Origin of the sequence: Liberiplasma polymorphum, from assembly GCF_043951795.1 — a bacterium.
Lineage (GTDB): Bacteria > Bacillota_I > Bacilli_A > Izemoplasmatales > Izemoplasmataceae > Liberiplasma > Liberiplasma polymorphum.
Genome location: NZ_JBIOAG010000015.1, coordinates 19,888 through 41,959 on the forward strand (window position 1 = coordinate 19,888; position 22,072 = coordinate 41,959).

The window sequence follows — 22,072 nt, forward strand, 5'->3', positions numbered from 1 at the left end:
AAACACTTAAGGAGATTATAAAATGAAAAAAATTACACTTTTAGCGATTATATTAAGTTTTGGATTATTACTAACTGGTTTTTTGAATAAATACACAAATGTTGATTTATTGTTCGACGAGGAAGATGATTGGCCAGAGTTTGTTTCACTTTTGTTTGATGAAGAGGATGATTGGCCGGAGTTTGTTTCACTTTTATTTGATGAAGAGGATGATTGGCCAGAGTTCGTTTCACTTTTATTTGATGAAGAGGATGATTGGCCAGAGTTCGTTTCATTAAACAGAGGAACTCAATATCCACAACCAAAACCACAAGTTGTTTCAAATAGTAAAGTATTTATTTAATTAATACTGGTTTTTAAACAAAAAATTATAAAGGAGAATTTATCATGGAAAGAAAAGAATTTATGGTTGAATTAAATGGAATAATTGAAACCATTCATACATATACAAGAAATCCATTTATGATGGGTTATACAAAAGAGTTAAGAAAATCGATTCGTCAAAATGACATTGAGATGCTTCAAATCGTTTTAGACAAAGTTATTAGTTGGTACAATGAAGAAATTGAAGCGATTAAAAGTGACGAATATATATTCAATAAAAATATGCACGAAAAAGCATATGATATTTTAAAAGAATATCGTGAAGGTTTACACGCTTAATTATTTTGTAATTATTGCTTAATAATTATAGCACAAAATATTCAATATTAAAATATGCGTAAAATGACCTATATATGGCTTTTATCCATAATTTACGCGATTAGAGAAATTTAAAAGACCTTGTAAAGGGTCTTTTAGTCGTTTATATTTATAATAATATTTTTAATTGTATTTAGCGTGTTTTTATACGCTGTTTTAGTGTTCATAATATCGTTTTCTTGATTCATATTGTTTATATTATATAAGGATACATTTTTATACTTTTTAAGCTCATTTCCTTCTTTGGTAATTTGTCCGGCTAGTACAATGACAGGTTTATTGTATTTATCTGCAATCTTTATTACACCTAGTGGGGCTTTACCCATAAGTGTTTGTATATCGATTTTACCCTCACCTGTAATAATTAGATCCGCTTTACTAATTTGTTCTTCTAGGTTAATCGCATCAAAAACGAGTTCAATCCCTGGTTTTAAGGTTGCTTTTAAATAAGGAATGAGGCTTGCAGGTAATCCACCGGCAGCACCTGATCCTTTTATTTTTTGTAAATCAATGCTTTCTATATTATATATATAAGAAGCATAATGTTTTAAACCCTTATCTAGGATCTTTACAATTTCTTTGTTTGCGCCTTTTTGTGGGGCGTAGATATGAGCAGCACCATTTGGACCATATAAAGGATTAATTACATCAGTCGCAACTAGTATATTTACATCTTTTGGTAGTTTAACTGCATGGGATGCATCTACTTCATTAATATGAATTAAGTTTTCACCAATTGGTTGTAATGGCGCTTTATAACGATCGTAAAATTTATACCCGAGTGATGCTAACATACCAATGCCAGCATCATTAGTTGCACTACCACCCACACCAATGATAATGGTATTAACGTGATGCTTTAAGGCATCCTTAATCATATCGCCTAAACCATAAGTCGTTGTATATAAAGGATTTAATTCATCTGCTTTTAGCAATGTGATGCCTGAGGCTTGCGCCATTTCAATGACTGCAACTTTATTTGGTAATAATCCATAATACGCACGAATTTTTCGCATAAGAGGATCGTGGACTTCAAGATAGATACGTTTTCCATTTAGTGCTTGTGTGAAAGCATCAACCGTACCTTCTCCACCATCAGCGATGGGGGTTTTGATAATACTATGGGTGTTTGTGACTTGAAGAATCCCTTCTTCTACCGCATTGGCAGTTTCTAATGATGTTAAACTTCCTTTAAATGAATCCATTGCTATTAAGATTTTCATGTTATCACCTAAACTTATTATACTAGATTTTACAGATAATTATATTTCCTATCTAAATTATAAAACTGATTATGTCAAAGTGTCATTTCTAGGTTGAAATAGAATGAAAAATGATATACTATAAATAATTGAGAGGAGTGATTTTATGCCAAAAAAATCATTAATAGAAAAATATGCACGTTTAGCCGTTAAGGTTGGTGTCAATGTTCAAAAAGATCAACCTGTAGTTATTCGCGCAACAACCGAAGTTAAAGAACTTGTCCGCGCTATGGTTAAGGAAGCTTATTTAGCCGGTGCTAAAAAAGTTCATGTGGATTGGAGCGATGATTATGTGAGTCGTTTAGGCCTTGAACATATGCAAGTAGAAACACTTGAAGAAGTCCCTGAATGGACGATTGCTAAAGCACAGTACGCTATTGATTCTAATGCTTGTTTTATAAGTATTACTTCACCAATTCCAGGTTTAAACGCTGGGATTGATCCAAGTAAAATGCAACGTGCGGGGATTGCAATGATGAAAAAGCTTCAGTTCTTCCAAACACACATGATGGGGAACAAAGCACAGTGGAGTGTTGTTGCTGCACCTAATGAAGTATGGGCAGAGAAAGTATTTCCTAATTTAAAAGGCGAGGAAGCTGTTGAAGCTTTATGGCAAGCGATTTTTGAAGCGTGTCGTGTTAAAGAAGATAACGACCCTGTTAAAGAATGGGATGCGCATAACGAAATCTTAGCAAAACATAATAAAATTTTAAATGATTATCAGTTTGATAGTTTGCATTTCAAAAACAGCTTAGGCACTGATTTAACTGTTAAACTAGTTGAAAATCATGTTTGGGCTGGTGGGTCTGAACATTCAACTAAAGCAGTAATTTTTAATCCAAATATTCCTACTGAAGAAACATTTACCATGCCGCATAAATACGGGGTAAATGGAAAAGTTGTTGCAACGAAACCTTTAAACTACCAAGGAAACTTAATTGAAGACTTTTGGTTAGAATTTAAAGAAGGCAAAGTCGTTGATTATGATGCTCAAAAAGAAAAAAATACACTTAAAAACTTAGTTGAATTTGATGAAGGTAGTTGCTATTTAGGTGAGGTTGCATTAATCTCTCATGATTCACCAATTCAAAATTCAAACATCTTGTTCTTAAATACATTATTTGATGAAAATGCATCATGTCATTTAGCACTTGGTAGAGCGTACCCAATGAATGTTGAGGGCGGGACTAGTATGAGTCAAGAAGACTTAGAAAAGATTGGCTATAATCATTCTATGGCACATTCTGACTTCATGTTTGGTAGTGAAGATATGTCAATTGTTGGAACTACTAAAGAGGGTAAAAAAGTTCAAATATTTAAAGACGGTAATTTTATAATTTAATTGAAAAATAGGTGTCCAAAATTGGACACCTATTTTATTACTTTTTCTATAAACACTTTTACAAGTTCTGGATCAAACTGGATGCCTGAATATTTTATAAGTTCTTTAATAGCATTATTTTTCCCAATTGATTTACGATATGGTCGGTTTGAAGTCATCGCTTCATAAGCATCAGCAATACTAATAATTCTAGAAAAATAAGGAATATCTTCTCCTGCTAGTCCGTTCGGATAACCTAAACCATCATAGCGTTCGTGATGAGAAAGCGCATATTCGGCTAAATCAGAAAATTCATCTGCAGCACGTAAAATTTGATACCCATTATCCGTGTGTTGTTTAATGATATGATATTCTTCTTCTGTTAAAGAAGCTGGTTTATCTAAAATGGCATCTGGGATTGAAATTTTACCAATATCATGAAGCATACCAGCGAGTTCTAGTTCTTTTATTTCATCTGTACGTAAATCCAACACTTCACCCATTCGCTTACAATATTGACTGACACGTTCTGAGTGAATTTTTTCAACTGAGTACTTATCGGTTAAGGTGTTTAAAATACTTTTAATCGCCTGATTACGCATGCTTTTACCTTCTGTAAGTTTTCGTTTATACATATCGTCTTCAGCTCTTTTAAGTATATCTTTAATGGAAATATGAGAATTGTCTTTTACCGCATACCCTATCGCTAATGAATAGTGAACATTTTCGATTTTTAGGTGCATGATGTTATTTTGAATATTACATTTTATTGAAGCTATTTCTTCTTCATCTGTGTTTGGTAAAATAATCGCAAACTCATCGCCACCAATTCTAGCGATGATATCTTTTGTACGACATGATTTGAGTAACGTTGAGGCGATTTGTTTTAAGGCAATATCACCTGTTTCATGGCCAAAAGCATCATTAAGTAATTTTAAACCGTTTAAGTCGATATTCATAATACCCAAAGGATAATAACTTTCGTGATCGTATTTAGCGAGTTCTTCTGAATAATAACGACGGTTAAATAGCCCTGTTAAATAATCATGAATGCTTAAATATTCAATTTCTCTTTGTTTTAAGGCTTGTTCAGTAACGTCTCTAAACACAAGGACAGTCCCAATGAGATTTTTGTTTTCATCAAAAATAGGCGCACAAGAATCTTCAATTAAGTAACGTTCATTGTCTTTTGAAATTAATATAGCATGTCTTGATATACTCACTTTTTCTTTACGTTTTAAGACTAAGTCTACGGGATTTGGTAAGGGTTTATGAGTGTGTTCATCAACTATATTAAAGATTACATTAAATGGCTGATTAACCGCTTCTTCTTTGGTATAACCTGTTAATGATTGGGCAATATCGTTAAACACTAAAATCTTACCTTCTTCATCGGTAGAAATTACAGCATCACCAATAGAAAGCAGTGTGGTTTCAGCTTTAATTTTTTCTTGATTTAAAGCATTTTCAGTTTCCTTAATACTTGTTATATCAATATTAGTCCCTGCCATCGTTAATGGATTACCTTCTTCATCCCAAGCCATTACTTTACCGTTATCTAATATCCATATATAGGTGCCATCACTACGTTTTAAACGATACTCTAAACTAATGGATTCAATTGTTTTATCAATTACGCTTAAAATAACTTGTTTTACTCTTTTATAATCTTCTTCATGAATAAATTTTTCATAATCATCTGCAGGTAGCGGAGATATGTCTTCTAATGTTCTACCTAATAAATCCGCAAAGCGTTGGTTAAAATATAAAACATCTTCTTTGATGTCCCACTCCCAAGTTCCTGCGCCAGTTCCAGCGATGATATTTTGAAGGCTTTTATACGAGTTTTGAAGTTTAAATTGTAAGTTTTTAGGTTCGGTGATATCTCTAGATACCCCAACAGCACCAATCACATTTTGAGACTGATCAAATATAGGAGAAATTGATGATTCAAAATAAAATATTGATCCGTCAATCTCAATTTGCCAGTCGTAAATGTTAGCTTCACCTTCTAATGCACGTTGATACATTTTGTCACGGTGGACCCCATCGGAACCAAAGACATCTAGGATTTTTTTACCTATAAAATCTTCTGCTTTTAAGTGTAGTTTTTCTAATCCTTTACCATGAATCGATTTAAAGTGTTTTTCTAGGTCAATTTCAAATATGATATCTGCAGTAGAACCTACTAGTCTAGAAACTCTTTGATGTTCTAAATCTAGAGCTTCTTGGAGTTTAACACGGTCAGTTATATCGTGAAGGATCATAGCAAACTGGTTTTTCTTTGGTGAATAAGCAACCGTATCAAACCATTTATCTAGTGCGGTAGAATAGTTCATCGCACTGCTTGGGACACCAGTATTTGCGACTTCTGCAAATCCATCAATGTATTCTTGTTTTGTATTTGGAATAATATCTTTAATCGTTTTACCGATAAAATCTTTAATGACCAAGTTAAATAAGTTAGCAAAACTTTGATTAACATAAATAAAACGATAGTTAGTTGGCTTATTATGTTCATCATACATAATTTCACAATGAGCTAATCCTAGTTTCATAGAACCTATTAGGGATTGATGTGCTTTCGTTGATTCATCTCTTTGTTTGAGTATGAAAAAGAGTAAAATAGCGATTACTACTTGTGATAAAGAAGATCTTAACGAGTGCATAGGAAACGCATTGTGTGCAATTAAATCCGTAATGATATGAATACTAATCAATAGGTATACGGTATGAAATAACCATTTACGATACCATAAAGCTATCAATGCAATAAATAAGTAATAACTGTGAATAATTAGGTCATGCGAAGAAGACCCTATTGGTAGGGTTATTGTAAAGAAAATTAAAGTGACAAGTACGATAATCGTAAATAATAAATACCCTAATTTTTTCATATTTAACCTCTTCTTAACAAAAAGGGACACATTAGTCCCTTATCCTTACTTAATCTATATTTTATCACAAATCGCACTATTATAGTATAAGTTTATATTTCGTTAAACTCTTACTTTTTTTTAATAAAACGTTTTTAGAGAAAATTCTAAGTGCCCTGACCCAAAATCACCTAGGCTATTTTGATACCAAAATCTTTTATTTACTCAATATTAGTTTAAAATTATCCACATCTTCAAATAGTGTGCTTCAGTAATTTCTAGACCGATACTGTTAAACTTAATCTGCTATTTATGCATCAGTTTATATAAATAAGAGATGAAGTCAGTATCTTGAGTGTCTTCCATAACGAAATACCTCCAAGTTTAATACTATATCTAAGTACTTGTAATCTTATTAATTACTTTCTTTATTTATAGTGTCTACTTAGAGGCATCATATCAGCAAACAATGTTTTTAAATTACTCACTTGGCTCGTTTTCCCAAATAACCTGCTGATTATCTGGGTTCCAAGCTAAATCCCATGTGGAAGGCTTACTTGCATAATCAGTAGTTATAATTAAGTTTGGTGTATTTGAAAAGGCAAAAAACTCTATGTATTTGACCGATAAAGGAATATGGATTGACTTAAGTGATAAATTATCTGAAAAGGCGAATGCGCCAATAGTATGTAAGTCTTTATGTGTACTAAAATCAACTGTTTGTAGTAATGGATTATTTGAAAAAGCAAAAGGATAAATGATTTCTAATTGACTTGATGCCATAAAATGAATAGACTCAAGACTTTCCATTTTAGTAAAAGCAAATTCTTTTATCGTCGTAATGGATGCGGGAAGTGTAATTTCTGTCATGGCTTCATTAAACGCAAAGCCATAATAAGGAATAATAGTTAAAATACTGTCTTCAGGAAAAGTGATTGCACTTAAGTTCGGATGGCTAAATACATAATCACCTAGATACGTAATGGTGTTCGGTAATTCAAGCGTTTCTATATGTTCTAGATTATATAGTATTAGTGCGCCTAAAGCACGGACTGTGAATTCATCAATTTCATTAGGTATAGTAATTTCTACATTATCTGTAATGATACAATAGATAAATAGTTCTGAATCATTCAAATAAATATATTTATAGGCTTCATTTCTGCCATAACTTATAACATTTTCAAAAATGTTTTTAGATTCAATACCAAAGTCCCATTGTTTAGAAAATGATTCATTTAGTGTCTCTTCTTCTAAGAATATATGGACTAAATTAGACCCTTGAAAAATTCTTGTTTCTAATTGTGTTTGATTTGGAATATAGATCATAGTGAGTCTACTGTTATAAGCAAATGCAAAATCATGTACTTTAGTATCGTGATTTGGCAGGATTACTTCTCTAAGTGCATCCATTACCGAAAAGGCATACTCATGAATCTCTAAATTCGTCTCACCTGATTCAAATAAAATACTTTCAAGTGCTAAGTTGTAAGCAAAGGCATGATGCTCAATCACCTCAACTGATGAAGGAATAATTAAATGGCCTTTTAACCCACTAAATTTAAAAGCATTTTCTTCAACGCTTTTAATATGACTAGAAATCTCAAAGGTTTCAAGGGCTGAGGTGTTTGTTAAAAAGCCTTTAGGAATAACGGTTTGTGATTTTGGAAAGTTTATTTCGGTTAAGAATACGTTATCTTTAAAAAGATTAGATCCTAAATACGTTATATTTGAATGTTCTGGAAAATTAAAACGCTCAAGACTTGCCCCTTCAAAGGCTGCCTCTTGAATTTCTTCTATTGAAGGCGGTAAGTTAATATGTTTAAGTGTTGATTGGGCAAATGCGTACGATTTTATTATTTTTAAATTACTTGTTTCTGTAAAATGGATTTGTTCTATTGAAGGATGATGATAAAAGGTGTAACTATCAATCATTTCAACTTGGTCAGGTATATAAAGTGTTTTAATATTTTTAAGATCTGTAAACGCATGAGGTAATATAACGTGTATGTCTTCACTTAGCGTTACAACCGTGTAATGATCATGTTTGAAACCAAAGAGTAATCCTTCTAATATGAGTTGATGCTCTTGATTTCTCATCCATTTAGTATCTTGAAATGCTTGATAACCGATATATTTAATGTTTGAATTTTCATTAAAAGTTATTAGTTCTAAATTTGATGCATTGTAAAAGGCAAACGCTTCAACAATTTCGACACTACTAGGAATGATAACTTCATTAATGTGATGATTATCTTTAAATGCATTTTGTGCGATTTTAGTTACTGGATATCCGTTTATCGATTCAGGAACTTCATACGTCTTTGCACTACCATGATAATAATCAATTGTTGCTTGATTATTAAAAATAGTGTAACTTAAATCTTTACCTTCTTGTTCTACCCATTTAGCATATAGGGTTATGTTTTGACTTGGCATTAATGGTCTTATATATAAATCAACTGCAGCTTCTGAAAATTGTGGGTCATAATACCATCCAATAAAATGATAGCCTTCTTTTGTGGATTCTATGTCCATTATAGGAATAGGTTGGTTATAAAGTGCGTTGATGGGTTCAACAAATGTTCCACCATAGGTTACAAATGAAATAGAAAATTCACGTGGATGAAATTGCGGTTCAATCACACGTGAAGATTGTATATTGGCATATTCATGACTCCAGCCAATAAATATGTACCCTTCTTTAAAAGGTGTAGCTGGAGGGGTGGCGGAGTCACCTTTTTCTATTGATTGTCTACTAATTATCGTTCCGTCATGATTAAGAAAAACGACTTCATATTCGTCTAGTTTAGGGGTGTTTTGGGATAAATCACATGCGATTAAAGTAAAGATAATCATAGATAAAACAAGACCTAATATGACTTTTTTCATTATTAGCCTCCTGTTATGCATTGTGATAAAGAGTTTTTCTTAACATGAATCTCATGTATAGAATAACCCTTTTTGAAGATTTGTTCAAGTTATTATAAAACTCTAGGATTTTAAATCCATGCTTTTTCCTATAATATAAAAAAGCAGATCTTACGACCTGCTTAAAAAAGTAATAACATAAATATGATAAAAATAGTAGCTGAAATGAAAACAGTGAGTAAATTTGCGATAACATATTGTGCACCTGATACTTCTCGGATGCCTTCTTGTTCGGTTACAAATTCCCAACCATGTGTATGTTGGTTCTTAAGACCTTTTTCTTCGAAACGCTGTTTTTTGGGATAACCTGGTCGGTTAAAACTAGCATTACCTCTTAGGTCGCTCACTTTAATTACCTCCTTCTACTGGAACTGCTACTTGAACTGCCTTTCTTTTGATTATGTAACATACTGTCAATCATAATAACAAAGGCAATCATTAAGTCAGTTTCTGCTAATTTTTCATCAATTGCGACTTCGTAAGTATCGCCCCATGAAAATAGTTTCTTTTGTACAGTAACAACAATACCTTTGTCGCTTGTAATCGTGAACTGATGTGCAAAAACATTACCCTCTACATGAAAATACCCATATTGTGTGGTTTCAATTGAGATTGATTGTTTCAGCATGGCGAAATTCTTTTTAATGAACGCTACACGGTTACCATTTGGATCATCTAAAAAATAAGTTGGCATGAAGCTGAATACTTTTTTGCTTAATGTAAAGATGTGACGTTTGTTATGTGTTTCATAGATGTCAACTCTGTTTGTCCATGAAAACATCTTTCCTTCGCAGTGATAAATGACATTTTGATTGGCATCATAGACTTTGTAGCGATCTCTTATAGAAAATGCTTTTTGCTTTACGTAGAAATTTTTCAAGTAATTATCCCCCTATTATTTAATAAAGTATATTATCTAATACTTTTTTGGCTTGTTCTTTACCTAAGATGTATTTAATGATTTCATATGCAAACTCATAGACTGCACCGGCCCCACGGGCTGTGATAATGCCTTCATGGGTTAAGGCTTTTAGCTCAGGGTGATAAATGCCTTTTGGCATATCACCTTCACAGCCTTTAAAGCAAGTAAATGGAACTTTATCTAGTAGTCCTGCCCGTCCTAAAAACCTTGGACCAGCACATATAGCCGCAATCATTTTATGTTGGTTTGAAAAAGCTGTTGCTAGGTCTTGAATGTTTTTGTTTTTATCAATGGTTTCAGCAACATATTTACCGCCTGGAATGATTAAAAATTGATAATCTCCGTATTCAATATCACTTGCAAAACAATCTGCTTTAACCGTTAAACCAAAAGCTGTATTAATATTAAGTGTGTCTTCAAATGTACAAGTGGTAATATGAATACCACTTCTCACAAGTAATGCTCTAGTTGCTAGAGCTTCTACATCCTCAACGTTATGGCTTAACACGAGTAATCCTTTCATAACGAATCACGCTCCATTAATACAATATTATATCTTCATTATACACCATATAGAATTATTACAACAATGTTGAGCGTTTTTATTTTTTCATTTCAACCCTCACATTACGTTAAACTATGTCAATAAGTATATCCCGCTTATAAAGGCTATTATTTGCCTATTTAGTGCACTTTTGGTATAATGTTAATGAGGTGACTTATATGAAAAAAATTGTAACTAAATTCCCCGTACCAAATATTCTGTTAGGATTTATCCTAATTGCCTTCGCGGTCTATGCAACATTTGCATCTACTTTAATGCTTGACGGTATTCGTTTTGTATTTGCAGCATTAATTATTGTGTATTCTTCATTAAGGCTTTATAAAGACTTAAATTACTATAAAAGAAAATCATCAAAATCTATTGCAACAGGCGAGTTTGTAATTAGTATTATCCTTGCAATCTTACTCGCATTTGATGTATTTGCTTTAGCAATAGTTGTAGGGCTTATCCTTTATATTAAAGGGGCTACCTTCTTACTTATTTTACAAGTTCGCAAGACCTATACTACTCCTTATAGATATTTAATTAACTTAGTTTTAATTACACTTGGTACATTTATTTTCTTTTCTAACAGAGCTTATGAAGATATTTTAGTCTATGTATTATTCGCAGGATTAACGTTATATGGTATTATCCTACTTTATTATGGATTCTCAAAACTTGTTGAAGACAGTAAGAAAAAGAAATCTTCCTCACGAAGTGAAAACCCTAAACCAGTTGACACTGTAAGTGAACCCGTTAAAGTAAATACTCAAGAGGTTAAACCTCATACTTATACTAAAAAGGCTTTAATGGAAAAAAATGTTGATGAATTAAAACAAATGTGTAAAACAAGAAACTTAAAGGGTTACTCAACCCTGAATAAAGAACAATTAGTTGAAAAACTTTGGTTATATGATCATCAATAATACTAAACGTGGATGAACTCCACGTTTTTTTTATTGAACCATAATTTACACGAAGCATTAACCTAATAAATCTTAATCAATTTTGACGTAACCCCTTTTAAGGCTGTAAATATATCATTAATTCTCATTGTATATAGTAACAACTGTGATAAAATAACTATAAGATAAGAATTAATCGGGGATTAAAGGGCTAAGGGCGCTTCTAAAACGGGGGGTTCTTAATTATGGAAATGATACTTGGCATTTTAATCAATATAATTTTGCTTTTTGGTTTAACATTATTAGTAAGTATTTCGGACAAAACAACCGAGATGAACAAGGGCCTCATCCGTGTTGTTTATGGCTTCATGATTGGATTTTTCGCTATTTTTATTATGATGAATGCATGGAGTTTTGAAGAAGGTGTTTTTTATGACACTCGTTCGATTTTAATTAGTAATACGGCATTGTTTTTTCACCCTGTAACAAGTATAATTGCTTTATTATTTGCGGTTTCATACCGTATTTACATTGGTGGTATTGGCGTTTATGCAGGAGTCTTGACGCTTTTTTTTAGTATGGGAATTGGTTTACTTTTTAAACGTTATGTGTTTGGTAAAACTAAATTTTCTAAATATTTAGAACTTTATGTGTTTGGTTTTGTCGTACACATATTTATGATTTTAAGTCAATTAGCTTTCCCATATCCTAGAAATATTGAAATTATTAAAGACATTAGTTTGTTTGTATTGATTTCTTATCCGATTGCCTCTTTATTATTGGGGGTTGCTTTACTAAACAATAACCAGCGTATAAGGAATACTAAAAAATTACATGAAAATATTGATCAATTAAATATTCAAAAAGAACGTTACGAACAGTTATCTAATTATAGTGAAACAATCGTTTGGGAACTAGATACTACAGGTTTATATACCTATGTAGATGATATGATTGAACCCATTTTAAAAGTTAAACCTGATGATGTAATCAATAAAATGTATTTTTATGAGTTTATAGCCCCAGAACATAAATCAGAAATTATTAGTGTTGCTTTAAAAACGATGGAAAATCAAGAAACTTTTAATAACTTAATTTATAAAAATATTGCTAAAGATGGTTCTGTTGTTTGGCTTTCTACAAGTGGCTTTCCCGTTTATGATAACAATGGCCAATACACAGGTTACCGTGGTAGTGATAAAAATATAACCGAACAAATCGAACAAGCAAGTTTACTTGAAGAAACCGAGAAACGTTATCAAGTTATTTTCGAACAAAATCCACTTGGTATGATCCAGTATAATGAAAAAGGCCATATTACCTTAGCAAATGACGCTTTTTCAGAAATGTTAGGGTCGACATCAGAAAAACTTAAAGGTTTAAAAATGTTACACCTACCTGATAAAAAACTTGTTGCTGCCTTAAAACGTTCATTAGAAGGACAAATGGGTATTTACCAAGATTATTATCACGCTGTCACAAGCGATAAAGTAGTCGCTGTTCGTGTGCAATTTTGCCCCATTAAAAATAAAGACCATCTTGTCATTGGTGGCATTGGAATTGTTGAAGATCTTACGAATTATTTAAAAAATCGTGAAGAAATAAGAAAACTATCCACGACCGATTCATTAACGGGTTTATTAAACCGTCGTATGTTTGATGAACATTTAGAACAGTTTAGAGATACTGATCAGTTTCCGTTTGCCGTAATTATGTGTGATATTAATACATTGCGTGTAATTAATGAATCTTTTGGCTATGATAAAGGAGACTTTGTTATTTTAGAGTTAACACGGGCTATTAATGAAGCTAAAGATGATGCGCATCTAGTTTTTAGAATCGGAGGCGATGAATTTGCGATTTTAATGCCCAATGCAAATGCTTCTACGGTTGAGGGGTTTATCGAGCAAGTTAAAACATCGCTTGATTTAAGTACCGAAGAATTTCCAATTAGTGTTTCATTTGGTTATGCCTTAAAAGAAGATAAGTCTACAGAACTTACAGAAGTTCTTAAAAACGCTGAAGGTATGATGCATTCAAATAAAATTTATGATGGTGCAAGTATTTCCAAAAAAACTATTGATATCATCATGCAAACGTTATTTGAAAAATCCAGTAGAGAAATGTATCATTCTCAACGAGTAAGTGCATTAAGTGAAGAAATTGCTATGCATTATAAACTTGGGACTTCTTTTAAAAACCGTGTTAAAATTGCGGCGTTACTCCATGATATAGGCAAAATTAACGTTGATGGGTATATCTTAAACAAAGCTACGAAGCTTTCTGAAGAAGAATGGTTAACGATAAAAAAACATCCTGAATATGGATTCAGAATTCTAAATTCTGTTGATGAATATATGGACGTTGCTGGAATCGTTTTAAATCATCATGAACGCTGGGACGGACTTGGCTATCCTGGAAAAATAAGAGCCAACAACATTCCACTTGAAGCACGTATTATTGCGGTTGCTGATGCCTATGATGCCATGACTAAAGATAGATTATACCGAGATGCTTTGAGTAAAGATGATGCTATTATTGAACTTAAAAACAATGCGGGTACTCAGTTTGACCCTAAAGTTGTTGAAATATTTGTACAAAAAGTTTTACACTATGCTGTTAAGGAGTAATGTTATGGATTCGCTTAATTTCAAACACCTATTTGATCATGTTAGTGATGCCGTTTATATTGTTGATGAGGATCGAAAAATTATTTATTTTAATGAAATAGCTGAAAGAATTTCTGGTTTTACTCGTGAAGAAATTGTCGGTAGTTATTGCTATGATAACTTATTAAACCATATCGATGAAACGGGAAAACAACTTTGCTTTCAGGGTTGTCCTTTAAAACATTCAATTGATAACAACGTCGTTAATACTGGTGCAGTTTATTTACACCATAAAGATGGTCATAGAGTAAAAGTTAATGTTAAGACAATTCCTTATAATGATCAGTTAAAGTATGGGGTTGAAATATTTAATGATGCGAGTGATTTAAAAACAGTTAAAACCTTACAAGATGCATTAAGCGAACAAGAAATGCTTAATAAAATAGATGCCTTAACCCAACTTCCCAACCGTAGATATTTAGATGCTTTACTTAATGGTACTATATTACTTGGTGTTAATAAAAAATACGCCATATTATTCATGGATATTGATAACTTTAAACAATTTAATGATCAACACGGCCATGAAATCGGAGATCAAGTCCTTAAAATGGTTAGTCAAACCATTCAAAGTAATATCCGTAATTCTGATATTGTCGTTAGATATGGTGGCGAAGAAATCATAGTTATTTTAGATTATGTAACGAAAAAGGATGCGTTAAGAATCGCTGAAAAATTACGGATGCTGGTGCAATCTAGTACGTTCAGAAAAACTAAAGGCAATTTGTTTGTTACAATATCAATAGGCGTAAAATTGTTTCAATCTCAAAATGATTTAAGTCAATCGATTAAAGCAGCTGATAAGGCAATGCTTGAAGCTAAAAAAAGAGGAAAAAATCAAACAGTCATGTTTGATTAATACCCTCTCTATAAACATTATTAAAAATGTCGCTTAAAACATAAAGCGACATTTTATTTATATTAATCTCTAAAAAAATGAAAATTATTCACAAAATAGGTGTACGCGGTTAATCCTGAACTTAGTAACAAAAGGATTAAAATATATAGCGTAATGAGTGGATAACTTTGTGGTAGATCTTGTTGGGTATAATGTCTTAAGAAAATTCCGAAATACGCCCAAATGAAGACAATTCCATAAACAACATCACCGGTTTGATAAAGGACAACGCTTAATATTATTATTCCGATCAACAATATAGCAACTAACCAAATCGGTTCGCTAATTCCAAACCCGGTAAAATTCCTACTTACTAGTAAAATAGTAACATTCGCAATGGTCGCGATACTAATCCAACCAAAATAAACGCTAAATGCTGTTTTGGTAAAAGCATCACTAGAGGGGATAATTTTAAATGCAGCCCCTAAGGTAATAAGCAGTAAAATCATCACAATAGTAGATAAGAATATTTTGTCATAATGCCAACAAAGTAACCATAGTGTGTTAAAGATAGAACTAAAAATAAATAAAATAATGACTGTTTCTTTATACGTACCATCAATTTGCATTGTAGGGATTAAAAGTACGGTTCCAACATAAATCATTAGCAATAAGTAAATTATTCCCCAAATTGAAAACGTGATGCCTGCTGGGGTAAAAAGTGATGGATATTTTGCAGATATTTCACCCGTTGTTTGGTTATTTAATGGCAGTGAGTTCGCTAAAACATTCATTGTAATCATAACGATAAAAACAATTAACATTAAACTCTTTAATAAGATAATTTTCATATTAGTCCTTTTCTTGAGCACATTCAAATTTTCTAATAATTTCTGATAATGCGGTAATGGTGATCATGAAGAATAGACTTAATAATAAGGCGCTTACCCCAAATATGTATTGTTCAAAGGCAATAAGAACAAGTCCAAATATGATGCCAAATATACCAAATAAGATCCCGCTTCTTCTAATAAACTTTACCGTGAGTGTATCGCCTTCAAGCATTGTTTCTTTTTTTAGTTCTTTAATTTGTTCATCTAGTTTCGCTACTTTGTCTATTTGTGCGTCTGATAGTTCTAATGGGATGACTTTATAACGCTGTCCGTCTGTACCCGTGTAAGAATCCCTATAGTCAAACAAATGTTCTTCAAACAATGGGACGACTTCATATAACCCAAGATCAAGTAATTGATTATACTTATCAATTTTTTGTTGTTCTTCTTTTTCTTTTGTTAATTTTTCTAGTTCCTTTTCTTTTTTCTTTAAAACGTCTTCATAGATGGTTTGGTGCTTTTCCATAAAACCACTCTCCTAACGTTATAGATACTTCTATTATAAACGATTTTTATAATATTAGCACATTGTCACTTTTTAGATTTAACGCTATACTAAATGTATATCGCAAGGAAAGTCAAGAAATTAACTTAAAGTATGGGTAAAATAGGTTGCGAGGTGAAGTTATGCAAGTTAATCATGTTGAAGCAGTGTCTAAAATGCAACACTATATTCATGAACATATAGAAATGAAAATTACGTTAAATGATTTGGCAAGTGTCGCTAATTATTCTCCTTTTCATGCCGCTAAAATTTTTAAAGAAGTCACAGGTATAAATCCTTTTGACTATATTAGAAGATTGCGTTTAACGCATGCTGCAAAAATTTTACGTGATCAAGATGTTCATATATTAGATGTTGCACTTGATTTTGTATTTGATTCTCATGAAGGCTTTACACGCGCTTTTACGAAACGTTTTGGCATTTCGCCAAAACGTTATCAACAAAATCCTAAACCTGTAAAATGGTTTACACCTTACCATGCCTCTTTATCTCAAACCAAATCTGAAAGGAAAGATGATTTAATGAATGAAGAAAAAGTATTTACTATTTTTACCCAAGTAATCGAAAGACCAGAACGTAAAGCTATTATATTAAGAGGGAAAAAAGCCCGTGATTATTTTGCTTATTGCGATGAAGTCGGTTGTGATATTTATGGGTTATTACTCAGTGTTAAAGAAGCATTATATGAGCCTGTTGGAATGTGGTTACCTAAGAAGTTAATCAAACCCAATACAAGTGAGTATGTCCACGGAGTTGAAGTCCCTATTGATTATAACGGGGAGATTCCAGAAGGGTGTGCACTTATAACACTAGAAGCGCAAAGTTATTTAGTTTTTCAAAGTGAACCTTATGATGATGAAAATTTTGAAGATTACATTTCTAAATCATGGCAAGCAATAAAAAAATATGATCCAATTATTTATGGTTATGAGTTTGATTATGATAACGCACCTAAAGCACAGTTAGAACCTCAAGGTTACCGAGGGTATATCGAAATGCATCCTATTAAGTCTATAAAGTAAAAAAGACCTTAAAAAGGTCTTTTTTTTAGGTGTATTTACCTAATATAGCAATGATTTCATTTACTTTTTCTTCGTGAGAATTATTTTCAAACGATTCTTTCACACATGTTTCAATATGATTTTTTAAAATGTTTAAATTTGCTTTTTTAAGTATGGCTTGTACCGCACTAATTTGGGTTGCAATATCCACACAATAACGTTGTGCTTCTGTCATTCTAATAACAGCATCTAATTGGCCACGCGCGGTTTTTAATAAATTTAATGCATCCTTATTTTCATGTTTCATAAGTTACCTCCAATGGTTTTTTAAGATTTATTTTGCGTAATCTTAATGAGTTATAAATAACATTTAATGAACTCACACTCATTGCGGCTGCCCCAATCATTGGGTGCAATAATCCAAACATTGCAAATGGAATTGCAATGGCGTTATAAAACCAAGCCCAAAAGTAATTTTCTTTTATTTTTCTAAAGATGGCTTTAGATAAAATGATTGATGCGAGGATTGTTTCTAAGTCGCCACGAACTAGCGTTACATCTGCAGCTTCTATGGCAATATCTGTTCCTGTTCCTATTGCCATACCAACGTTGGCTTGTTTTAGCGCTGGTGCATCGTTAATACCATCACCAACCATTGCGACGTTACCGTATTCTTCTTGAAGTTTTTTAATTTGATCGACTTTACCTTCAGGCAATACATTAGCAATCACCACTGAAATACCAGCTTTTTTAGCAATCGCTGCGGCAGTACGTTCATTATCGCCTGTAATCATGGCGGTTTTAATGCCTAAGTGTTCAATGGCTTTTATAACAGCAGCTGCATTTTCTTTTAGATCATCAGCAACTGCAATTAAACCTAGAACTGTTTTACCTTCGGCTACAATCATGACTGTTTTCGCTTCATTTTCTAAACGTGTCATTTCTTCTTCTACTTGGTTAACCTCAAGCACATTTTCATATAATTTACGGTTACCAATCATGACAACTTCATCATTTAATTTCGCTGTAATCCCTTTACCTGTAACTGCATCAAAGTTTTTGACTTCGCCGAGTTTAATGGATGATTCTTTTGCTTTTTCTAGTATGGCTGAGGCAAGTGGGTGTTCTGACCCTTTTTCAAGTGATGCGGCAACATAAAGTAAATCTTCTTCTTTTTTATTAAATACAACAATATCAGTAACAAGGGGTTTACCGTAAGTAAGTGTTCCTGTTTTATCAAAAGCGATGGCTTTAATATCTTTTAATGTTTGAACTGCTTCACCGTTACGAATCAATATTCCGTTATCTGCCCCTTTTCCACTACCAACCATTAAGGCAGTTGGTGTTCCTAAACCCAAAGCACAAGGACATGCAATAACTAATACTGCGGTGGCTGTAATAAAGGCTAGTGTAAGCGGTGTTTGATTTGGATTGACCCAAGGTAAGAGACTATCCATTCGTTCTAATATGCTTACATGAAAATCAGTAAATATTAGAAATGATGCAAAAGTTAAAGCGGTTAATAGCATTACCATTGGAACAAAATACCCTGTAACCTTATCGGCAAACTCTTGAATAGGAACTTTCGAACCTTGACAAGCTTCTACAAGTTTTATGACTTGTGATAAGAAGGTATCCTCACCAATTTTAGTTACTTTAACTTTTAATAAACCTTGTTTATTAATGGTCGCACCGATGACTTCATCACCTGCTTTGCGTTTCACTGGCATGGATTCACCCGTTGCAATCGATTCATCAATTAAGGATTCTCCCTCAGTAATAACCCCGTCAGTTGGGATTTTTTCACCAGGACGAATCACCATGATGTCCCCTTCGCTTAATTCTTTAGTAGAAACTTCGATTTCTTCACCATCTACTAAAATACGCGCGGTTTTTGCGCCAAGTTCAATAAGCTTTTTAATTGCTTGAGAGGCTTTTCCTTTGGCGCGGGTTTCTAAATACTTCCCGATTAAGTGGAATGTCATAATGGTAGCTGCCATCTCGACAAACGTCGTAATTGGCATAAATAAGCCCATTAATCCAATTAAATAAGGTGGTAATGATCCCATAGAAACTAAGACATCCATGTTTGGTTTTAAATTTTTAAGTGATTTATAGGCTGCAACATGCACATGTCTTCCTAAAATGAAGACAATCGGTATTGCAAGCACTGCAACAATTGGGGTATAAAATGGCACTTCTATAATAAACATATGTACAATCATTAACGTCATAATAATACTTACGATGATGGCACTTTTTTGCATACGTTTTTTTGCTATATCCATTTTTATAGTGTCTGGGTCTATATCGGTTTTAACCTCTTCTTCTAAAAAGAGTTCATAACCTGCCCCTTTAACAGCATGTTTAATTTGAGATATTTTGACTTGATCTTCATCATATTTTACACTGAGTTTGTCACTAGCGACATTAACGTTATGTTCAATAATACCGGGTAGTTTTTTAATCGCTGATGATATGGCATTTGCACATGATGAACACGTCATTCCTTCTACTCTAAAAGCAATGGTTTTTATATTAGGATGAATGACGGTTGCAGTATAGCCTGTATCCTTAATCATCTTGATAATTTTTTCTTCATCTAAAATGGTTTCATCATACGTTACAACACCGGTGTCATTCATTAAATTAATGACTGTTTTTTCAATGGCCTCTTGCTTATTTAATGTCGATTCAATATTGTTTACACACGACGCACAAGACATATCGCTAATTTTAAGTTTTATCGTTTTCATAGTATCTCTCCTTTATATTGATGGTGATTAATTACATCTAATATGTTATCTATATTAATAGGTGACATCGTTAGGGATATTGTTTTATCACTAAAATCTGGTTCTACTTTGACAACATGCTCTAATTGCTCTAAAGCCCTTATAAGCGTGGCTGCGCAAGAACCACAGTCGCATCCTGGACAAGTTAAATTTGCTATATAAATGGTGATTTTCTCCATAATACCTCCTGCCCCCTATATGGGGGGTCTTGTTATATATTATCACTAAACGTACTTGCTGTCAACCGAATTGACTTCATCAGAATATGAGTCATATATTAAAGAAAACCATCTCAATGGTCCATTAAGATGGTTTCTAATTAAAGTTCTAACGTTCCTATGTAATGTGGTTCATAGCCAATGTTTTTAATGGCTTCGATGATTAAATCCTTAGAAGCAGTGTCATTTACTTGAATTTTAGCCATTTTACTAGCAATATCAATATCAAGATGGACTGGGTTTAACCGTTGAATAACTGCATCAATTCTATTTAAACAACTCCCACAGTGCATCCCTTCAATTCGTATGATGATTTCGTACTGTTTATCTTCTGGCATAAATTACAAGACCTTCTTCAATAATAACGTCTCGTAATGCATCTTTAATCTCAGTAAGGGCAACAAGTTGTTCTTCTTCGGTTAGCTCATAAAAATCAATCTCTACTAACGCTTGCACAAACAAAGTATCGACATAGGTTTGATCTTCACTTGATAGGTGCGCATAATACCATTCATAACTTCTTTCCTGGTTATTTTGATGACATGGACGTGAACTAAATCCGTAATCACTTTGCGACCCATCAAAATAAGGATGTGCGAGTAAAATAGTTGGAATACTTAATGCAAACAAGGCTAATAGACCAATAAGCAAAATTACTTTTTTCATTTTTATTCCTCCATTTCTAACTAAAATATACTTCTAAATTGTGAATGAATTATGTAGATAATTAACATAAATTCATAATTTCTATACTTTTTGATTATAAAATCATATAATAAATTGTTATAAAGATGTAAGGATGTGACTTCATGAGAATATTTTTTGGTTATATCGTTGACTACGATAACAGTGTTACCTTCTTTAGTATCCATCACGCATTATATGTGTTGTTTGCGATATTTTGTTTTTGGTTTCCGTTAAAACATTCATCTAAAATTAATAAATCTTATGACCGATTCTTAAAAGGATTTCTATTTTATGGATTAATCTTATTTGAGATTTATTATCATATTCATAATTATATAGGTGGAGTGATTAGTTTTCCGCTACATCTTTCTAGTTTTGGCATTATATTAAGTATTACTTTAATGCGTTTTCCAAAACAAGAAAAATTATTTCAGTTTGCATTCAACATCGGGGTTGCAGCTGGTTTTGTAGCATTATTTTTCCCTTTCAGTTATGGTTTTCCTTATTATAACTTTAGATATTGGCATTTTTTATTTGCACATGGCATGATGATCTTTATTCCAACATATCACATGATGCGTTACAATTATTCTTTAAAACGTAAAGATTTTTATCAAGTATTTGCCACCGTTGTTTTAGCGATTCCAATCTTTTACTTTATTAACTATTTATTATCAACGTTAAGCGCTAATTTTTTCTATAATTATTGGTTTGTTTATGTGATTCCTGATTTTGTTGCTGGGTTCTTTAAAATACCACTACTTTATATCTTCACATTAATCTTCCTTTACTTTTTGACACTTTCTATTATTCATACTATCGTCAACATGGATAAAGAAAAACCTATAGAATCTAATTAAATATATGGTATAAGACTAATCTTCGGATTAGTTTTTTTATAGGGTTTTAGATAACTAAAAAGTGTCTTCAGACAATTTTTTATTTAAGTAAAACGTTTTCCTAACTATTTAGAGAAAATGAGAGAAAATCTATATTTTTT

21 protein-coding genes are annotated in these 22,072 nt (G+C 32.4%); 8 read left to right on the top strand and 13 right to left on the bottom strand.

All coding sequences use genetic code 11. The features are described from left to right. Positions 1-22 precede the first annotated feature (22 nt). Positions 23-343, top strand: coding sequence for a hypothetical protein (locus tag ACHAJD_RS05015; RefSeq protein WP_435584773.1), 321 nt, complete (start codon positions 23-25; stop codon positions 341-343). 44 nt (positions 344-387) lie between these two features. After that, a complete protein-coding gene (locus tag ACHAJD_RS05020; RefSeq protein ID WP_435584774.1) occupies positions 388-663 on the top strand; it encodes a hypothetical protein in 276 nt (91 codons plus the stop codon). A gap of 134 nt (positions 664-797) precedes the next feature. Here ACHAJD_RS05020 and ACHAJD_RS05025 read toward each other — a convergent pair whose 3' ends face one another. Next, positions 798-1,925, bottom strand: coding sequence for a glycerate kinase (locus ACHAJD_RS05025; protein ID WP_435584775.1), 1,128 nt, complete (start codon positions 1,923-1,925; stop codon positions 798-800). Between the two features lie 145 nt (positions 1,926-2,070). On the opposite strand from ACHAJD_RS05025, the gene ACHAJD_RS05030 reads away from it, so the two are divergent. Continuing rightward, on the top strand, positions 2,071-3,306 hold the full coding sequence (locus ACHAJD_RS05030; protein ID WP_435584776.1) for an aminopeptidase: 1,236 nt from the start codon (positions 2,071-2,073) through the stop codon (positions 3,304-3,306). A gap of 29 nt (positions 3,307-3,335) precedes the next feature. Here ACHAJD_RS05030 and ACHAJD_RS05035 read toward each other — a convergent pair whose 3' ends face one another. The 5 genes from ACHAJD_RS05035 to ACHAJD_RS05055 all read right to left on the bottom strand — a co-directional run bounded on the left by ACHAJD_RS05035 (position 3,336) and on the right by ACHAJD_RS05055 (position 10,537). Next, positions 3,336-6,182 carry a PAS domain S-box protein gene (locus tag ACHAJD_RS05035; protein ID WP_435584777.1) on the bottom strand — a complete coding sequence of 949 codons (2,847 nt, stop codon included), beginning with the start codon at positions 6,180-6,182 and terminating at the stop codon, positions 3,336-3,338. A gap of 459 nt (positions 6,183-6,641) precedes the next feature. Continuing rightward, the gene (locus tag ACHAJD_RS05040) at positions 6,642-9,053 is read right to left on the bottom strand and encodes a leucine-rich repeat protein (RefSeq protein WP_435584778.1); all 2,412 of its coding nucleotides are present in this window, start codon (positions 9,051-9,053) and stop codon (positions 6,642-6,644) included. Between the two features lie 161 nt (positions 9,054-9,214). After that, positions 9,215-9,439, bottom strand: a complete 225-nt coding sequence (locus ACHAJD_RS05045; RefSeq protein ID WP_435584779.1) for a hypothetical protein — start codon at positions 9,437-9,439, stop codon at positions 9,215-9,217. Between the two features lie 5 nt (positions 9,440-9,444). Then, positions 9,445-9,972: an LURP-one-related/scramblase family protein gene (locus tag ACHAJD_RS05050; protein WP_435584780.1), complete on the bottom strand. Its 528-nt coding sequence runs from the start codon at positions 9,970-9,972 to the stop codon at positions 9,445-9,447. Positions 9,973-9,991: 19 nt separating this feature from the next. Further along, positions 9,992-10,537: a DJ-1/PfpI family protein gene (locus ACHAJD_RS05055; protein WP_435584781.1), complete on the bottom strand. Its 546-nt coding sequence runs from the start codon at positions 10,535-10,537 to the stop codon at positions 9,992-9,994. A 200-nt stretch (positions 10,538-10,737) separates the two neighbouring features. On the opposite strand from ACHAJD_RS05055, the gene ACHAJD_RS05060 reads away from it, so the two are divergent. From ACHAJD_RS05060 to ACHAJD_RS05070, 3 genes are all read left to right on the top strand, one after another. Next, the gene (locus ACHAJD_RS05060; protein ID WP_435584782.1) at positions 10,738-11,487 is read left to right on the top strand and encodes a hypothetical protein; all 750 of its coding nucleotides are present in this window, start codon (positions 10,738-10,740) and stop codon (positions 11,485-11,487) included. A 224-nt stretch (positions 11,488-11,711) separates the two neighbouring features. Then, positions 11,712-14,096: an HD domain-containing phosphohydrolase gene (locus tag ACHAJD_RS05065; protein WP_435584783.1), complete on the top strand. Its 2,385-nt coding sequence runs from the start codon at positions 11,712-11,714 to the stop codon at positions 14,094-14,096. Positions 14,097-14,100: 4 nt separating this feature from the next. Further along, positions 14,101-14,994 carry a GGDEF domain-containing protein gene (locus ACHAJD_RS05070; RefSeq protein WP_435584784.1) on the top strand — a complete coding sequence of 298 codons (894 nt, stop codon included), beginning with the start codon at positions 14,101-14,103 and terminating at the stop codon, positions 14,992-14,994. A 62-nt stretch (positions 14,995-15,056) separates the two neighbouring features. On the opposite strand, the gene ACHAJD_RS05075 is transcribed toward ACHAJD_RS05070, so the two are convergent. Next, complete coding sequence (locus ACHAJD_RS05075; protein WP_435584785.1) at positions 15,057-15,824, bottom strand: TspO/MBR family protein; 768 nt, start codon at positions 15,822-15,824, stop codon at positions 15,057-15,059. A gap of 1 nt (position 15,825) precedes the next feature. Then, positions 15,826-16,332, bottom strand: a complete 507-nt coding sequence (locus tag ACHAJD_RS05080; RefSeq protein ID WP_435584786.1) for a hypothetical protein — start codon at positions 16,330-16,332, stop codon at positions 15,826-15,828. Between the two features lie 161 nt (positions 16,333-16,493). Here ACHAJD_RS05080 and ACHAJD_RS05085 point away from each other — a divergent pair, with 161 nt between their 5' ends. Then, a complete protein-coding gene (locus ACHAJD_RS05085) occupies positions 16,494-17,393 on the top strand; it encodes a helix-turn-helix transcriptional regulator (RefSeq protein ID WP_435584787.1) in 900 nt (299 codons plus the stop codon). A gap of 25 nt (positions 17,394-17,418) precedes the next feature. Here ACHAJD_RS05085 and ACHAJD_RS05090 read toward each other — a convergent pair whose 3' ends face one another. From ACHAJD_RS05090 to ACHAJD_RS05110, 5 genes are all read right to left on the bottom strand, one after another. After that, positions 17,419-17,679, bottom strand: a complete 261-nt coding sequence (locus tag ACHAJD_RS05090; protein WP_435584788.1) for a metal-sensing transcriptional repressor — start codon at positions 17,677-17,679, stop codon at positions 17,419-17,421. Continuing rightward, positions 17,669-20,128, bottom strand: coding sequence for a heavy metal translocating P-type ATPase (locus ACHAJD_RS05095; protein ID WP_435584789.1), 2,460 nt, complete (start codon positions 20,126-20,128; stop codon positions 17,669-17,671). Before ACHAJD_RS05095 ends, ACHAJD_RS05090 begins: the two co-directional genes overlap by 11 nt. Then, a complete protein-coding gene (locus ACHAJD_RS05100; RefSeq protein WP_435584790.1) occupies positions 20,125-20,346 on the bottom strand; it encodes a heavy-metal-associated domain-containing protein in 222 nt (73 codons plus the stop codon). Before ACHAJD_RS05100 ends, ACHAJD_RS05095 begins: the two co-directional genes overlap by 4 nt. A gap of 140 nt (positions 20,347-20,486) precedes the next feature. Further along, the gene (locus tag ACHAJD_RS05105) at positions 20,487-20,723 is read right to left on the bottom strand and encodes a heavy-metal-associated domain-containing protein (protein ID WP_435584791.1); all 237 of its coding nucleotides are present in this window, start codon (positions 20,721-20,723) and stop codon (positions 20,487-20,489) included. After that, on the bottom strand, positions 20,710-21,051 hold the full coding sequence (locus tag ACHAJD_RS05110; RefSeq protein ID WP_435584792.1) for a hypothetical protein: 342 nt from the start codon (positions 21,049-21,051) through the stop codon (positions 20,710-20,712). The genes ACHAJD_RS05105 and ACHAJD_RS05110 overlap by 14 nt, the downstream gene beginning before the upstream one ends. A gap of 143 nt (positions 21,052-21,194) precedes the next feature. On the opposite strand from ACHAJD_RS05110, the gene ACHAJD_RS05115 reads away from it, so the two are divergent. After that, on the top strand, positions 21,195-21,932 hold the full coding sequence (locus tag ACHAJD_RS05115) for a TMEM164 family acyltransferase (protein ID WP_435584793.1): 738 nt from the start codon (positions 21,195-21,197) through the stop codon (positions 21,930-21,932). Positions 21,933-22,072: the final 140 nt, after the last annotated feature.

Bases quoted from the DNA above. Each gene is read 5' to 3' on its own strand.
- ACHAJD_RS05015 (WP_435584773.1), top strand. From the start codon at position 23: ATGAAAAAAATTACACTTTTAGCGATTATATTAAGTTTTGGATTATTA.
- ACHAJD_RS05020 (WP_435584774.1), top strand. From the start codon at position 388: ATGGAAAGAAAAGAATTTATGGTTGAATTAAATGGAATAATTGAAACC.
- ACHAJD_RS05025 (WP_435584775.1), bottom strand. From the start codon at position 1,925: ATGAAAATCTTAATAGCAATGGATTCATTTAAAGGAAGTTTAACATCA.
- ACHAJD_RS05030 (WP_435584776.1), top strand. From the start codon at position 2,071: ATGCCAAAAAAATCATTAATAGAAAAATATGCACGTTTAGCCGTTAAG.
- ACHAJD_RS05035 (WP_435584777.1), bottom strand. From the start codon at position 6,182: ATGAAAAAATTAGGGTATTTATTATTTACGATTATCGTACTTGTCACT.
- ACHAJD_RS05040 (WP_435584778.1), bottom strand. From the start codon at position 9,053: ATGAAAAAAGTCATATTAGGTCTTGTTTTATCTATGATTATCTTTACT.
- ACHAJD_RS05055 (WP_435584781.1), bottom strand. From the start codon at position 10,537: ATGAAAGGATTACTCGTGTTAAGCCATAACGTTGAGGATGTAGAAGCT.
- ACHAJD_RS05060 (WP_435584782.1), top strand. From the start codon at position 10,738: ATGAAAAAAATTGTAACTAAATTCCCCGTACCAAATATTCTGTTAGGA.
- ACHAJD_RS05065 (WP_435584783.1), top strand. From the start codon at position 11,712: ATGGAAATGATACTTGGCATTTTAATCAATATAATTTTGCTTTTTGGT.
- ACHAJD_RS05070 (WP_435584784.1), top strand. From the start codon at position 14,101: ATGGATTCGCTTAATTTCAAACACCTATTTGATCATGTTAGTGATGCC.
- ACHAJD_RS05075 (WP_435584785.1), bottom strand. From the start codon at position 15,824: ATGAAAATTATCTTATTAAAGAGTTTAATGTTAATTGTTTTTATCGTT.
- ACHAJD_RS05080 (WP_435584786.1), bottom strand. From the start codon at position 16,332: ATGGAAAAGCACCAAACCATCTATGAAGACGTTTTAAAGAAAAAAGAA.
- ACHAJD_RS05085 (WP_435584787.1), top strand. From the start codon at position 16,494: ATGCAAGTTAATCATGTTGAAGCAGTGTCTAAAATGCAACACTATATT.
- ACHAJD_RS05090 (WP_435584788.1), bottom strand. From the start codon at position 17,679: ATGAAACATGAAAATAAGGATGCATTAAATTTATTAAAAACCGCGCGT.
- ACHAJD_RS05095 (WP_435584789.1), bottom strand. From the start codon at position 20,128: ATGAAAACGATAAAACTTAAAATTAGCGATATGTCTTGTGCGTCGTGT.
- ACHAJD_RS05100 (WP_435584790.1), bottom strand. From the start codon at position 20,346: ATGGAGAAAATCACCATTTATATAGCAAATTTAACTTGTCCAGGATGC.
- ACHAJD_RS05105 (WP_435584791.1), bottom strand. From the start codon at position 20,723: ATGCCAGAAGATAAACAGTACGAAATCATCATACGAATTGAAGGGATG.
- ACHAJD_RS05110 (WP_435584792.1), bottom strand. From the start codon at position 21,051: ATGAAAAAAGTAATTTTGCTTATTGGTCTATTAGCCTTGTTTGCATTA.
- ACHAJD_RS05115 (WP_435584793.1), top strand. From the start codon at position 21,195: ATGAGAATATTTTTTGGTTATATCGTTGACTACGATAACAGTGTTACC.